The 14569-nt window shown below is 42.7% G+C and carries 10 protein-coding genes and 1 pseudogene; 4 read left to right on the forward strand and 7 right to left on the reverse strand.

Going from position 1 to position 14569, the window contains the following annotated elements; all coding sequences use genetic code 11:
- Positions 1-5: 5 nt before the first annotated feature.
- From cas6 to B0B05_RS11865, 4 genes and pseudogenes are all read right to left on the reverse strand, one after another.
- On the reverse strand, positions 6-665 hold the full coding sequence (cas6, locus tag B0B05_RS11845) for a CRISPR-associated endoribonuclease Cas6 (RefSeq protein ID WP_076783853.1): 660 nt from the start codon (positions 663-665) through the stop codon (positions 6-8).
- A 228-nt stretch (positions 666-893) separates the two neighbouring features.
- Positions 894-1244 carry a hypothetical protein gene (locus tag B0B05_RS11850; RefSeq protein WP_076783854.1) on the reverse strand — a complete coding sequence of 117 codons (351 nt, stop codon included), beginning with the start codon at positions 1242-1244 and terminating at the stop codon, positions 894-896.
- Positions 1245-2020: 776 nt separating this feature from the next.
- Positions 2021-2868 (reverse strand): annotated as a pseudogene (locus B0B05_RS17230) (RteC domain-containing protein).
- A 39-nt stretch (positions 2869-2907) separates the two neighbouring features.
- Positions 2908-4602: a helix-turn-helix domain-containing protein gene (locus B0B05_RS11865; RefSeq protein ID WP_084173952.1), complete on the reverse strand. Its 1695-nt coding sequence runs from the start codon at positions 4600-4602 to the stop codon at positions 2908-2910.
- Positions 4603-4862: 260 nt separating this feature from the next.
- Between B0B05_RS11865 and B0B05_RS11870 the strand changes: the two genes are divergently transcribed.
- Together B0B05_RS11870 and B0B05_RS11880 are read left to right on the forward strand one after the other, a co-directional pair.
- Positions 4863-5117, forward strand: a complete 255-nt coding sequence (locus tag B0B05_RS11870; RefSeq protein WP_143746011.1) for a hypothetical protein — start codon at positions 4863-4865, stop codon at positions 5115-5117.
- 530 nt (positions 5118-5647) lie between these two features.
- Positions 5648-5968 (forward strand): hypothetical protein, encoded by a 321-nt coding sequence (locus B0B05_RS11880; protein ID WP_143746012.1) that lies wholly within the window; start codon positions 5648-5650, stop codon positions 5966-5968.
- Positions 5969-6023: 55 nt separating this feature from the next.
- Here B0B05_RS11880 and B0B05_RS11885 read toward each other — a convergent pair whose 3' ends face one another.
- Genes B0B05_RS11885 through B0B05_RS11895 form a run of 3 tightly spaced genes read right to left on the reverse strand, consistent with a single transcriptional unit; the run spans position 6024 to position 11895 of the window.
- A complete protein-coding gene (locus B0B05_RS11885) occupies positions 6024-7370 on the reverse strand; it encodes a RagB/SusD family nutrient uptake outer membrane protein (RefSeq protein WP_084173953.1) in 1347 nt (448 codons plus the stop codon).
- An 11-nt stretch (positions 7371-7381) separates the two neighbouring features.
- The gene (locus B0B05_RS11890; RefSeq protein WP_084173954.1) at positions 7382-10570 is read right to left on the reverse strand and encodes a SusC/RagA family TonB-linked outer membrane protein; all 3189 of its coding nucleotides are present in this window, start codon (positions 10568-10570) and stop codon (positions 7382-7384) included.
- Positions 10571-10584: 14 nt separating this feature from the next.
- Complete coding sequence (locus tag B0B05_RS11895; protein WP_076783862.1) at positions 10585-11895, reverse strand: redoxin domain-containing protein; 1311 nt, start codon at positions 11893-11895, stop codon at positions 10585-10587.
- Positions 11896-12720: 825 nt separating this feature from the next.
- On the opposite strand from B0B05_RS11895, the gene B0B05_RS11905 reads away from it, so the two are divergent.
- Together B0B05_RS11905 and B0B05_RS11910 are read left to right on the forward strand one after the other, a co-directional pair.
- Complete coding sequence (locus B0B05_RS11905) at positions 12721-12978, forward strand: hypothetical protein (RefSeq protein WP_076783864.1); 258 nt, start codon at positions 12721-12723, stop codon at positions 12976-12978.
- Positions 12979-13113: 135 nt separating this feature from the next.
- The gene (locus B0B05_RS11910) at positions 13114-13890 is read left to right on the forward strand and encodes an NYN domain-containing protein (RefSeq protein ID WP_076783865.1); all 777 of its coding nucleotides are present in this window, start codon (positions 13114-13116) and stop codon (positions 13888-13890) included.
- The last annotated feature ends 679 nt before the right edge of the window (positions 13891-14569 follow it).

The following is a 14569-nucleotide window of genomic DNA, read 5'->3' on the forward strand; positions in this document are numbered from 1 at the left end:
AGTCTTTATTTAACTGCCCCAAAACCTATACCTGTTGAGTTGCCCAAACCTACAGTCCAAGCAAAAGCAATTTGTTCAGGAGTGCCTCTTATGATTACCGGGGCAAGAGTGGTTTTGTTCTCAATTCCTTTATAATCTACTAATTTGGTTTTGGGAAATGCATAACTTGGGTCTAATTCTACTGTAACACCATTTGAATTTAATCCCACATCAGACAGTTTTCCTTTTAGGTTTTCTGTCAATAGATCATTAAAATTCTTGTCCTTAAAAGTGATGTGTTTTACCTTGTCTCCATCACGCCTTCTAATCAGAATAGGACTGTTCATCATAAACCGTTCTGCATTTGAGAACTCCGGCACTTCTTTAATCTGTATATCTACAACCTGACTCCCGCAAAAGGTTGTCGGGTCATCCAATATGCCTTTAGTAATGCGTTTTATTAATTGCTCATCATAAGCACTGATGAAAAAGTAAGAATTAGAAGTTAGATTAATTCCAGATTTAGACGAATCGGTATTTTGAAGCCAGGAGAAAGAATAAAGACTCTTTTTACCATGTTCTGTATTGTTTTCTCCAATCCATTTATGAATAGTACCTGTTAACAAATGCTGGTAATTATAGGGGATGTTTTTATTGTTTCTGGATAATTTTATATAGAGCCGCATAGTATTGTTTTTTGATAAAAATAATAATAAAATCATATATTAGCCAAATGTAATAATATTTTAAAGGAATTTAAATAATGTAATCATTTTTTATTCTTTAATCGAACCTTTGGATTGCCACAAGCATTAATACTTGTGGCTTTTTTGATTTTGGAAAACGCAATACGCAATCATCATCCTTCATCGTTGACAACCTCAACACAGCCATACCCTGCGCATTATAAATCCCTACTCCACTGACTTAACCTTGAAACTTACCTTTGACTTTTTGTCGGCAATGTCAATTGTTTCACTCTGGAAAAGACCTTTCACAAAATTTTCCATTGCTTCAGGAATGTGAAACGACACCTGAAACTCCACTTCATTGCTCAATAACCGCAGCCGGTCACCTTGTATTTTGAAGGGGACGTTGAGCTGTGAAAAAGAAAACAGCTTCAATCCTTTTCCGTAACCTTTCTCATGCAAAAAAGCAGCATACTCTGTATCTCCCTTTGCTAAGATCTTATAAATTGCAGAAGATAATGGATATTGATAATTGATTGGAATAATTGATTGGAATAATTGCCGGAACCTGGGCATTAAGTTTAATTAAGAAAATCATGGTATTAGTTATGCTGATAAATTTAGAATAAATTATTAAATATCAGCCCATCATCAGCAAATTATTATGAAAAATACAATTAAACAAGGAATAGTATTAATGATGTACTCGCTTCCTGATCTATTTTTCTGCGGTCGGCACTCGCTTCTCGATACATGTTCGTGTGGTTAGCACTCACTTCTCGATACATTTTTCTGCGAAAAACACTCGAAGTGACGGAGGGATTAGTTGGGGAGGATTTGGCGGACGGCGGCGGGATCCAGGCCGGCCCAAGTGCAGAACTCGTCTATGGTTATGAACTAGTGGTCCTGCTTGTTGAGGCTGCGCCGGATGATGTACATGATCTCGCGGCAATGGCGCTCACTGCGGCCAGTGATAAGCTGGATATCCTTCGGGTAAATGCAGAGCCGGGTGAGTTTCGGTGCCATATTGCTGATTGTTACCCTACAAATTTGGGATATCACTGCCTATGTTTTTCAATAGTTTTTCGGTAGTACCGAAAGATTTTTTTGAGGGGTGAGGGAGTTGGAGAATTGGAGGTTTGAGGGTTTGGGTGAGAGATGATAGACGGATAGATGATAGACGAGCGGGTACGGATGAATGATCAGTGATAAGTGATGGATGAGGGATGTGGGATGTGGGATGATGGATGATGGTTGATGGTTGATGGATGATGGTTGATGGATGCTTCGGCAAGCTCAGCATGACAGGTTTGGGAGTTGGAGGGATGTTGTTGAGCTGGGGAGCCACGGTATTATTGATCTGACCTGTCAAGGTAATCCTGAAAGTTGCGGAGGATGAGATCCAGGAATTTGGTGCGGCGGGTCTTCCTGTTGCGCACTTCGGCTAATGTTTTGTGGTAGTTGCCGAGGTCTGTATGAAGGGACGCTTCTGCCCAACGGATGACCTCAGCCAACTCTATATTGCCACCGTTAAAACAGCCGGTGAGATGCAGGGAGAATAGCAATTCGGTAAGGGCTGCCTTGGATGCTGACCATGTGACCATGCCGGCAAAGCTGTCTTCCTGCTGCCTGTTTTTGCTGTGCTTTGCGAGCCACTGCCGCAGGAATGCCTCATACTCTTCGAATGCCAGTATCCTGGCATCGACATGATCATGGGATGTGGCAAAACGGCTGTCGAAACTATGCAGGTCGGTTTCTAATGGTGTATAGAGGTCGTAGCGGCGGCGCAGGAAGTATTTGTCATCCAGGTAGGTAGCGCCACGTTTGTAATAGGCTACAAATTCTCTCTGATCCGAAAAGAATAATGGAGGTAATCCAGTTCATCATCGCAGATCCTGCGCAAAGCCTTGTAGCTGCCGTGGGGCCTGGTGGTAATGAGGGCCAAGATCTTTGAATATAAGATGAATTTTGCGGAAAAGCGGGGCTTAAGTATTTTGAAAAAGTATACTTCCTGCGCCGTGGCATCAAATGTGTGGTGTGCCACCATGCCCTTGAGGATGCTGATGGCCTGGTCTGCCTCCATCAGCAGATGCTGGTACCTGGTGACGGGCGGCAGGTTTTCCCGTTCTTTTTTCTCTATGGTACGCAGAAGGCTCTGCCAGAGTTCTTCTGACTGTTTTAAAATCTCGTCTGTTGTCATATCATTGTTCCGGTTACTGTCGTTTTTTATGGATGCAGGTCAGGTTTTATCCTGTTCCTTTTTTATTTTGTTGATGAACTCATAGGGGGCGATACCATTGATTCTACGGAAATGCTTAGCAAAAGTCTTTCTAGAAGCTATACCACAGCATTTTGCCAATGCATCAACAGAGTAGCTGCGATAGATGCGGTCTTCTGTCAATCTTTTTGTGATGTATACAATCCTTAATGAGTTGATATATTGTGGAAAGGACATATGTTTGTGCTTATTAATGATGCTGGACAAATAGGATCGATTGGTACCCAGTTCTCTTGCCAGTTCTGTTACATTAACGTCCTCTTTCAGAAACTCTTTGCTTCTTTCAAAATCCCTGAGTTTTGCCAGTATATGGGCTACATTAGGCCGCTGCTCCTTTTTGCCGGATTTATTATGCCCCTCTTCATTAAGCCTTTCAGAATTGCCTTTTCCGGTACGACAGACCGACCAAACCCGACCTTGCCCCACTCTTTTTCTTACCATAACGATTACTACCAGCCCAATCCCAAAGGTGGTACCAATCATTATTGCTGCATCCCCCATCCACTCTTCCTTATCCATGCGTGTTAACAACCTTAGGTTTTCCATTCTCAGCGTGGCAGCATCATAATCCGTAAATGTCTTCTTTGGCAGAATAGCGAAGTTCTTAATAATGCTGCTATCCGCACTCATAAGCTGGGCCGTATAGAAATTAACACCCTGTGTGTTGTTATTTTTGCGAGCCTCATTGATCAGCATGGCATAGGCGGAACGGATCTCAGGGCTAAGATAACCTGTTGCGCTAAAAACGGAGTCAATTTTTGTAAAGTAAAGGATTGCCGTTTTTTGGTTTCCCAGAGCCCTGTAGGAATGCCCCATGTAATAGCATGCCACCGAAAAATTGGCAGCATCCTGCAGGCGGCGTAATTCGGGTAAGGCTTTTCGCAGCCAAAAGATGGCGCGATTATCCCCTCCCTGCAGATGATCAATAATACCTCTCTCTTTATCCATGTAAGCCTGCTCCTGCCCAAAGCCCTGCTGCCTGCCTATGGCACTGCTACCTGTTTCGCACAGGGCTGCAGCCTCCTTCCATTTGTTTTGCCGCCTGTAGATCATAATGACCTGGTGTAAGCAGTTGAGATAAGCCCTGGTATGATTAAAGTAACTGACAGAGCCTATATCTGCAGACCTTTTTTCCTGAAAGTAGCGTAGCGCATTCTCAAAATGGACCAGTGCTTCTGTATCGTAGCCCAAATAGCTTTTTATCACGCCAATCTGATATTCTATGTGATGAAAAAGATAGGCGTCCTTTTGCAATGTTGAATATTGATAGGCCTGAATATAATCGTCCAGTGCAGCCCTGTAGTTTTTAAAATTGAAAGCATAAATTATCCCTCTCCCGAGCCAGGCATCAGCAATCAGATCTGGTTTTGCAGTGCTTTTGGCGACAGCCAATATGCTATCCGCATACCTGAGTTTGATTTTTTTTTCGGGTGTAAAGAATACCGCATCTTCATAGGCCCAAAGCAATGCCCGGGTATTCCCGTTTGTTTTTGCAGTGGCAATGTTGTTGCGTACGAATGGCATCGCACGCCTGTCGTTTTCTAAAAACGCGCTGTAACGGCTCTCAATTTTGTAATAAATTTCTTCATCTCCTGACTTTGCATCGATCCTGAGCCCCAAAAAGAGCATCATTGGGAGTAATAATCTGAGTAACATGGCACATTTTATCAATTTTTAACATAAAATAATGGTTTTTGGTAAAAAAAAAATTACCTAATGTAAATATAGTTAAGAATACTTTAATGAAGCCTACCTGAGATTTGCATTAGACGCAACGCCTGTCCCCCATCGTCAATTCTTAGGTTACAATTGGTAAAACGGGACAATACTTTCTTGCCTAAAAAGAAAAGTGCCCCTACTTTGGACACAGAATTCAATAATCCTTTCCGGCGCCGGATTAAAAACCAATTAACATTATGAAACAATTATTTTTTGTTGCCAGCAGCATGATTGTGCTGGCATGGGTAAACTGCCGGAAAGACCAAAATCTTATTAATAAAAATATAGCAGTTGCTGCTATAAGCCCCTCTCATTATGACCACGTGCCTTTATATGGCAATACCGAGGAGGGTGATGAGACAAAACACAAGGACCGTAAGCAATGGCCAACCGTGAAGGGCCAATTGATACAGCATTACGAAGAAATCAATAACAAGGCTCACCTATGTTGAACGGGGAACCCTGTCCCGTGAGCGGCCTTTGGGAAACTGTTGGCAACCCACATACGACAAGATTGATCTGTAAGGGGGAACTGATGCCCGACTATATGGGAAAAGCGGTACAGTGGCAACTGATCAAGCGTGATGATAAGAACATCAATGATAAAGCAGCTGTTGCCCCACCAGAGGCAAGTGATGGAAGCCCCCATAAACAGGAGCGCTGAAGAATCGGCCCATTGCTACAGAGCGTTATCCTGTGACTGTATGACAGCGCAGCCGGATGCTGCGGAAGAATTGATTGGCTATGTATAATATTTTCACCTTAGAACCGGCGGCCGAAAGCCGCCCGGACCCCAAAGTTTCTTACTCATTTTTAACCATCAGACCGCCTCGGGAAGCGGAAATGCAACAGGTGAAGGTACGGCAGCCCCAGGCTTTATGCGTACATAATTATCTAAGACACTGCTGCATGGTTCCAAGCCCCGGATGGTCTACTAAAGTTTTTACGGTAATCTTTTTTGATGTATAAAAAGACCAATGATATGAAAAGAAATACAATCCTAAATGTGAGCGTTGCCGTCGCTGTGTTTTTTACGGCAGCTATTGGTGCTATGTCTTTTAAGAAGAGTGGCAATAAAGCTGCGAAGGTTGCTACGATCTATTATTATAACAGCACTGACACATCGCCAGGTGCATTTTCTAATGTTGCCAATTGGAGCACCAGTGGTGTTGCAGACTGTTTAGAAAGCGGGACACGCCCTTGCCGGATGGTCGTACAGGAAGGCCAGACTCTTGAAGATCAAATAGGAGGCCTTTCAAATGCTGCAGTACTTAATATTCATCCCGATGAGAGGAAACCATAATAGTTATTAGTCAAATAAAGAAGGTTGACAATATTTGTCAACCTTTCTTTTTATACTATCTTTTGTTCTGTTGTAGTCCAGACAATGAAATGACATCTTCTGGAATTGCGACGGCATAACGCAGATCATTGGGTGCCAAAGTAAAAGTTTGGCCATTAACTGTTCTTGTAAGTGTGATTGCAGCACCATCTCTGTTGAATCTTTTGAGATCCGGCCATCGAATACCTCTAAGTAACAATTCTTTTCTTCTCTCCAGCAGTATCAATTGCAAAGGATCTGGGTAAGAAGTTACCGTAAAAGGTATAAATGTTTCTTTTCTCCATCTAGTTTTAAGTAAATTATTTAAAAAAAGAAGAGCTTCAGAACTATTGTTTTTTCTTGCATAACATTCTGCCACTATAAGATAAAGCTCATCCATAGTGACACTACATGCGGATCCGTTTGCATTACTATAATACCCCTTAAAGAAGATCTCGCCAGATGTTCCGATGTTGAAAAAAACTTTTTTACGCAGGTCGTTATCATCGTACATACTGTACACAGACAATGGGATCTTAGCCGGAATAAGGTGGGTTTCATATTTCATTGGTGCCCAAAACAGCACCTCACTATTTCTATCCGCAATAGGATACTGTTTTGTATAATCTATATCATTATAATCCATTAATGTATTCGGTAATAAACCTATCGCAAGCAATGCATTTTCAAGAGATTTGGAATAATCGCCCATAAACAGATAGGTGCGAGCAAGTAACCCATAAGCCGCAGATCTCGACATTCGGGTAACTGCGACCTGCTTGACGGGAAGTAATTGGATTGCCGCATAAAGGTCGTTAATGATTTGGTTATAAGTCTCTTTGAGTGTGGCTCTCGTGGAAGGGATATTCATGTCCGGATCCATCCGCAGCGGCAATCCCGGCAAAGAAGACGCCGTCTCGCCTTTATAAGCGAGGCACCAAATCTGAGCGGCATCAAGATATCGCGCTGCCCTAACAGCCAGAGCCTGCCCTTTAACGTTATCAGCCTCCGACCCCGTCAGTTTTTTATCAGCCAGATTAAAAAGTACTGTATTGCAAATGTAAATGGTGCGGTAGCAATTCTGCCAATCATTGCCTTCGGTAGCGGGCTTTGCAACATAGTCCGGCTGCCAGGTATAGAGCCTGCGGTCTTGTTCGGCACCCAGAGCAGCAAAATCCGCATCCGTCAAATAGAAATCATCTGCGCTTGTTTCACCGCTGCTGGCGAATTGTGTATTTATAAATCCGCCGGTATCCAACAGAGCCTGATTATCTGCCACTGTTTCGGGAACGGCCAGTTTCATGTCAGATTTTTCGTCCAGAAAATCACTACAGGATAAGACGGACAGGAGAAAAGTAAAATAAAATATTAGTCTGTGTCTCATAATAATAAAATTTAAAATTGGGCACGCATGCCGATCGTGTATGTAAGAGGTGGCGTAAGCATAAAATTGCCGATGTTATAATCCGGATCACGGCCACTTTTTGAAGCCTGCCAAAGAATCCCCAGATTGCTAAGATTGGTATAAATCTGCATTGATGTAAAAGGCATGCCCTGCCATTGCTTTTTGCTAAGGTCATAAGAAAGATTGATGTACTGTAAACGGATGTGGTCGCCCTTCTCTACCAAAGCTGCCGAACCTGCATAAAAGGCATCTCGGCTTGTATTGGAAACATAGAGGTTAGACGGCACCTGTGTCCAGATTTCATCACCCGGTTTTTGCCACCTTAGAGCGTAATCGCTGTGTCCCAGCCAATCTCTGTAAAGGGCGGTATAGTTAATGGAAGACCTCCTGAACCAATAGCCTAATTTATAAGTCATACCGACATCCAGCGTGAAATTATGGTAATTAAAACTATTGGTAAAATTACCATAGGTTACCGGAACCGCAGAGCCGAAATATTGCAGGTCATCTACTGTAGTGCCGGTGCCGGTAATGCGCGCATAGTCCTTGCTGACAGCACCATTGAGGTAACCCATAGGATCACCTGTCTGAGGATCCAGCCCAGCCCATTGGTAGCCAAATACCGAATAGACCGGTTTGCCTTCTACGCCCGATATGGGAACAGAAGCCTGTACAAACTGATTACCATATCTTGAACTGAGGTAATAAGTGGTCACCTTATCGCGGTAGTGTGTCATGTTGAATGTCGTATTCCATTTAAAGACTCCGACTGTATTACGGCTGTGTAATGCTATGTCTACCCCTTCACCCTGCATAGCGGCCACATTATAAACCATGGATGTAATGCCCGTGGTATAGTCTATGGGGTTTTCGCCAAAAAGATGATCTCCTTTTTTCCTGTACCATTCCACGCTACCTGCCAATCGCCCGTTGCGTGACGTAAAATCTACGCCCAGGTTGAGCACATTGGTCGTTTCCCATTTCAAATCCGGATTATAGTAATTGGTAATGGTTGCTCTGGGTGTCCCTGTGTAGGGCGAAACTGTTGACTGAAAGCCTATGGTGCTTACGGCAACCATAGCCGGATTGATATTGCCGTTGAAGCCATAGGAAGCCCTCAGTTTAAGCCCCGGCAGCCATGCGATGTTATAAAAAGGTTCTGAAGAGAGATTCCATGCCAGTCCTGCTGACCAGAAGGGATTCCACAGGTCATTGGTTTTGAGGCCAAACAGGTTGCTGGCATCCCTTCTTGCGCTGCCGGATATGGTGTAGCGGTTCATGAAAGTGTAGGCCGCATTGGTATACAGTGATACAAACCGGTTTGTTGTCTTGCTAAAATAACTATTGCCATCCAGTGTAGAACTGCCTCCAATCAACCTAGGAAGTGTGGCATTGTAATCTACATCTACAAAAGTTAACTGATTTTGATTATAACCATAATAGCGGTTGCTGAGCGACGATGTGGTGATATCCCGGGCTTCTGCCCCGGCTATTGCAGCAATGGTATGGTTCCCAAAGTTGCGGTTGTAATTGAGCTGACCCCGGATGTTCTGCACGGATGTATCTGAATCTGCCCTATCAAAAACACTGCCTCTCGGAACATTATATTTTGCCGTACCATCTGTATTAAGCACCGTAAAGAGGTTGGTATAATTGCGGGTATAGTAGCTCTGCTCATCATAAAGCATTTCTGAAATACCATCTCTTTTCTGCCACTGGTAACGCAGCTCTGCATCCAAACCTTTTATAATCCTGTAAGTAAGCCCGGCGTTTAGCAGCCATTCTGTTGTTGTATTGGTATTTTGGTTATGCTGCCAATCTGTGAGCGGATAATAGTTCCAGTCCAGAAGGCGCCCGTTGCCTAAGCCTGTTTTATAATCCTGATTGTAGGTGCGGTATACGGCCAGCGGATTACCATTTTTATCAGCCAGCTGCATGTATGGCAAGCCGTTGCTTTTCACCACAATACTACCATAGCTGCTGCGGCCGCTCTCTGTAGACGACCGGATCATCCAAACCCCTGTATCGACGGTGAGCCCCTGTAATGGCTTCCATGTGTTTTGAAAGCGGAGGCTGAGCCTTTGGTATTTTTCGCCCAGGTTCCCGGAATTATCGTCATAGCCCAGTGAGGAAGACCATGCCATCGTTTTGCTGCCTGCGGAAAGATTAAGCGCATACTGCCGGTTCTCTAATGGCAGGTACATGTATTTGCGGTAATCATCCCGCACATCCACCGCCCGCAGCGCATCAATCTGCTGCTGGGCATAAGCCTGCGTGACCTGCCCGTTTTTAGCTTTGTTCAGCAGATCTACTACCGGCGAGAGGACGGTATGCTGGGAGGAGCTGATATCGGTATTGTAAAAGCCTTTGCTAAAAAGCACCTGCTCTACATCGATAAAGTCTGAAGTGCTGATCACCGGCAAATAGCCCAGGTCGGGCTTACCACTCAAAGTAAGTGAGGTGTTGAGTGTTACTCTTAGCGGCTGCTCTGTACTTGCTTTTTTTGTAGTGATCACCACTACACCATTAGCCGCCCTTGCACCCCATATACTGGCAGCTGCGGCATCTTTGAGAATGGTAATGCTCTCCACAGTATTGGGGTTGATGTTTTTGATATCCCCCTCGTAAGGAAAATTATCTACTACGATGAGGGGTGACTTTGGACCGCGGATGGTGCTGAGACCACGGACCATGACCTGCTCCTGGCCATTAGCAGTCCCACGATCTGTAATAATACCGTTGGCGGCTGCCGACAAGCGATCCAGAATATTGACACTGACCTGGCGATCCAGATCCCTACTGCCCACTACAGAAAATGAACCCGTAGCCCGTTCTTTTGGAAGCTTCTGATAGCCGGTGGTCAGCGTAAGCTCCTCCAGATCATTGATCTTTTCTGCAAGTACAATATGCAATGGTTTTTTAAGAGGCAGCTGTACGTCAACGGTAATGGCCTGATAACCCTCTTTGCGTATTGACAGACGAATTGCGGGTACAGGTGCGGCAAGCGTAAAATACCCTTCTTTATCTGTAAGAGCGGCAGCAGGTGAATCCTGTATGACCACTGTGACACCAGCCAGGGGCTTGCCCGACGCGGCATCAGAAATATGCCCACTGATCTTCTGCTGAGCCATTATTGAAGCTGTTGCAAACAGCATGGGAAGCAACAAATATTTATTCATAGTTTGATTATTAATTAGAGGTGATTTGGTTGATTACGATCCCGTACAACCAACATGTTAAGCAGCTGCTCCCCTTCCAGGAGATCCAAGCCATACCGGGACAGTTCTTTGCGCAAGGCCGCAAGATTGCTTACTGCCGGCATGGTGATGTCCACATTGCCGGTGTAGCCGGTCTCGTCTACCACCGGAAGATCAGTGATGGTATTATCCCCATTGAGCATATTAATCATGTGTTGCAGGGGTGCGTTGCGCAAAACAGAGGGGTTCTTGTAAAATGCGGACACCCTACTGCCCCCTTTGGTCGCAATCCTGTCCTGTGAAGCGGTACGAACCAGCCTGAGGCATTTTATTTTCCTTTTTTCTATGGTAGCGGTGAAATTGGTATAGCTGTTGAGTCCGCTCAACATATTTGTGTATAGGGAATCTGCATCACTATAAGGGACTGCCATCTCGTAACTGTAAAGACTATTATCGTCAAATTTCCTTTCCGAATCTATCTGAGGTTTTACATCTGCAACATTGGATACCTGGAGCAACATTCTTTTCTCGCTATAAAAATCGTTGTACTTCTGCTGAAATATTTCGTATGCCAGAGCGTAATAAATGTCATTCAGTGGGAGATTGGTGAACTGTCGTCCATAGGTACGGCCTCCCGGAGATTTACGGTATGTTCCTCCTCCGCCTATATCCGGAATGCGACCTCTGATCAGTACCGAGTAATTAAGCATAGAGAGTTTTTTTTGTCGGTCAAAGGCCTCGGAAAGGAATAATGGGCGGTCTCTGTTCATCTGTGTAACTGTTTGCAGAACCGCTGGCTTCTCTGCCAGGACTGCCGTGAGAGTCTCCGTTGAGACTTGTCTGGCATCGGTGGTGCTAAGCAGCTTGCCATCTTTGATCCATATTATAAACGGCACGCCGAGATGGGGAAAGAGGTTGTGCATCATTTTGTCTGCGGCTACGGACTGCACCTGATTGTATTTGCTGCCGTTTTTGGAGGCGAAAAACTTCTCCAGCGTGGTGCGGTCCTGGTTGCTGACAGCCAGTATTTTGATTTTATCGCCAAACTGCTTTTGCAGTTCCTCCATCTTGGGAAAGTTGAGGATGCAGGCACTGCACCAGGTGTTCCAGAAATCCAGAAGGATGAGTTTGTCTTTGTCTGCGGCGAGGGTGGTGGTCTTCTGTGGGGTGTTGACCATCTGTAGCGGGGTCTTCCAGAACTGCTTGGGGAGGGCATCGCCAATCTTTAAGGGGTTTTGGGCGTAAGCGAGGAGTGCTATTCCCGTTAGTGCAAGGGACAGGAGCCCCCTGCAAAACTTTTTTTGCATAGTTTTGTAGTGTTATTTGTTAGTAATAATGGGTAACGCTGCTCTTTCCTGAGGTCTGCAAACTTTTTGGGAAAGGGCTTTTTTGTACAATGTAACAGTGTATCAATATAACAGTGTACCAATGTAATGTACTGGGTGCAAGATGTTTTAGGTGCTGTTGTTGTAATTTTTCATATGTTGTTTGTTTTTTTAAGGGGTTGTCATGCTGAGGTTCTCGAAGCATCTCTTCATCACTACTGTCATGCTGAGGCTCTCGAAGCATCTCATCAATCATACATTCTACTTTTTACATTATACTCATACTGCTCCTTTTTTTTGGGATTGCGATGGGGGAAGGCGCTGCAGGGGTATTTGCAGGCTTTCCCGCCAAAGGCAATCCGCCAGATTAATAATGATATGAATGAAAATGTGTGTCCCGAGAAGGCAAAACTGCCGCAATGGCTGCGCAACCATTGTACCTGTCCTGATACTGTATTTAGAAAAGCAGCTTAGAAGTAATGTGGAGTAAAAAGGACAACAGCATGGATACAAAAACGGCGTGAAACTCTACACTATCCGCCCTGAGGCACTGGTATACCCTGTACACAGATAGAGAGAGGCCACGCCGCGCGGTCATGAGCTCTTCTGCCTATCCTCTCGTTGCATAAAAATTACCAGTTTTCAAAAGCGAGATTCCAAGCGAATGCTTCTATTATTTTTTGAAGTATCGCAAAATTACGCAATGCGTAACTTATATTGACAAATGTAATAAAATTATTTTACATTACCGAATTCGGTAATGGTATTTTTTATAATTAGTGTCAAATTGCAATAAACAGTGCAATTATGAACGAATATAAGACGGATGAAATCAAGAAGTTGGTTGCAGAGAAAATAAAAGAAATAAAGGGAGAAACTCCTTATTCTATCATTGCAGAGAAATGTAATACTACTGCAGCAAGAATTAGTGATGTTGCAAATAATAAAATAGATTGCCAACTAAGTACTTTCATTGAGGTAGCAACTGGTTTACGCATTCATCCTAAAAAACTTTTTGATATTGTATTCGATTTTGAAGAATACTATTCTGAACTAGATAAATAGATCCTGAAATTATCAGGTTTTTTTTGTTTTTATGGTTTCCCGTAAAAAAGTGTTGTGATAATTGGGTATATTTGAGTGTTAGCATAAATTTTCCCTCACAACAATGATTAAAAATTCACAATTAATAAAAAATCAATGAAGGATTTAGATAATCTTAAAAAAATCGCAGTAATGATTGATGCTGATAACGCTCAATATTCTAAATTAAGCGGAATCATATCCGAAATTTCTGCATTTGGTCGAATAGTTGTAAAGCGTGCATATGGTGATTGGTCTAATGAAATTCTTAAAAACTGGAAAACAGTTTTAAATGAACTAGCAATTCAACCAATTCAACAATTTTCTTATACAACTGGGAAAAACTCAACTGACGCGTCTTTAATTATAGATACTATGGATTTACTTTATTCAAATAAATTCGACGCTTTTGTAATTGTATCAAGTGATAGTGATTTCACGAAATTAGCTTCTCGCTTACGTGAATCAGAAATGTTTGTCATTGGAGTTGGTGAAAAGAAAACTCCAGTTTCATTTAGAAATGCTTGCGAAAATTTTATATTTGTCGAAAATATTGGTGCTCAAGCTGAAAACGAAATAACAAAACCTAAAACTACCAATAAAAGAAAAACAAAAACCGCTGAAATACCAGAAATAACTGAAATAGATCAAGATACATTAGAATTAAAGAAATTACTTACAACAGCTTGGGATTTATATAAAGATGATGATGGTTGGGCTAATGTATCATCGACTGGAACATACATTAAACGACTAAAACCTGATTTCGACCCGAGGACATACAATGCTACTAAACTTCCAGAGATAATAGAAAACTTAAATCAAGACTTTGAAATGAAAAAATATCCTGGAAAAGGAACTGTAAATATAATTGCATATAAACCAATAAAATAAAAAAACTTCTGCTAATAACTAAGCTTTAGCTACGCTCCGTTCGGTGGAGCCTCGGGTCGTTGGGCTTGAAAAGGCAACAATGAAAACCTAGATATTGTAAGTAATAAATCGGAGCTTGTAAATCCTGACGGTGTTGGGATTTTTTTTGTTTCGCATTTTGTATATATTAGAAATGTGCGTAGCAGTTTGTAAATGTTTACAAACGGTTAATAATAACATAATATTTTGATATACAATGTTTTATATTAATATTTATATTGTTGAGATTAGGAGATAATTGGGTATATTTGGGTGTTATCTGTAATTCCCCTACTCGAAAACGAAGTTGTTTTTAGCCGCTAACGAGATAAGTCGGTACCTCATATTAGTATCTTAAATTCTTTATTCTTATCTTAGTAATCGCTCCTTGAAAAGACCGGTTTAAGCAATGGTGTTTAAAAACCCGTCTGCAATTCAGGTAAGATTGCACAAAAGTCTTTGGTAGTAATACTTCAGACGGTGTTAGTTTTTAATGGTGAGTCCGCCAAAAGCAGATATCCCGATCAGAATAATTTCAAATTTAGCAAAGTGCAGTCCTTGGAGCTTTTTATTGGTTTAATTTAAAAAATTAAGACATGGAAATTAAGAAGCAGATTTCACTCGAAGTGGTACATCCCAATGCGTGTGGAATAGACATTGG

It is taken from the genome of Epilithonimonas bovis DSM 19482 (genome assembly GCF_900108115.1).
GTDB classification, from domain to species: Bacteria; Bacteroidota; Bacteroidia; order Flavobacteriales; family Weeksellaceae; genus Epilithonimonas; species Epilithonimonas bovis.

Excerpts from the sequence above, each read along its gene's own strand:
- cas6 (WP_076783853.1), bottom strand. The coding sequence starts at position 665 with ATGCGGCTCTATATAAAATTATCCAGAAACAATAAAAACATCCCCTAT.
- B0B05_RS11850 (WP_076783854.1), bottom strand. The coding sequence starts at position 1,244 with ATGCCCAGGTTCCGGCAATTATTCCAATCAATTATTCCAATCAATTAT.
- B0B05_RS11865 (WP_084173952.1), bottom strand. The coding sequence starts at position 4,602 with ATGTTACTCAGATTATTACTCCCAATGATGCTCTTTTTGGGGCTCAGG.
- B0B05_RS11870 (WP_143746011.1), top strand. The coding sequence starts at position 4,863 with ATGAAACAATTATTTTTTGTTGCCAGCAGCATGATTGTGCTGGCATGG.
- B0B05_RS11880 (WP_143746012.1), top strand. The coding sequence starts at position 5,648 with ATGAAAAGAAATACAATCCTAAATGTGAGCGTTGCCGTCGCTGTGTTT.
- B0B05_RS11885 (WP_084173953.1), bottom strand. The coding sequence starts at position 7,370 with ATGAGACACAGACTAATATTTTATTTTACTTTTCTCCTGTCCGTCTTA.
- B0B05_RS11890 (WP_084173954.1), bottom strand. The coding sequence starts at position 10,570 with ATGAATAAATATTTGTTGCTTCCCATGCTGTTTGCAACAGCTTCAATA.
- B0B05_RS11895 (WP_076783862.1), bottom strand. The coding sequence starts at position 11,895 with ATGCAAAAAAAGTTTTGCAGGGGGCTCCTGTCCCTTGCACTAACGGGA.
- B0B05_RS11905 (WP_076783864.1), top strand. The coding sequence starts at position 12,721 with ATGAACGAATATAAGACGGATGAAATCAAGAAGTTGGTTGCAGAGAAA.
- B0B05_RS11910 (WP_076783865.1), top strand. The coding sequence starts at position 13,114 with ATGAAGGATTTAGATAATCTTAAAAAAATCGCAGTAATGATTGATGCT.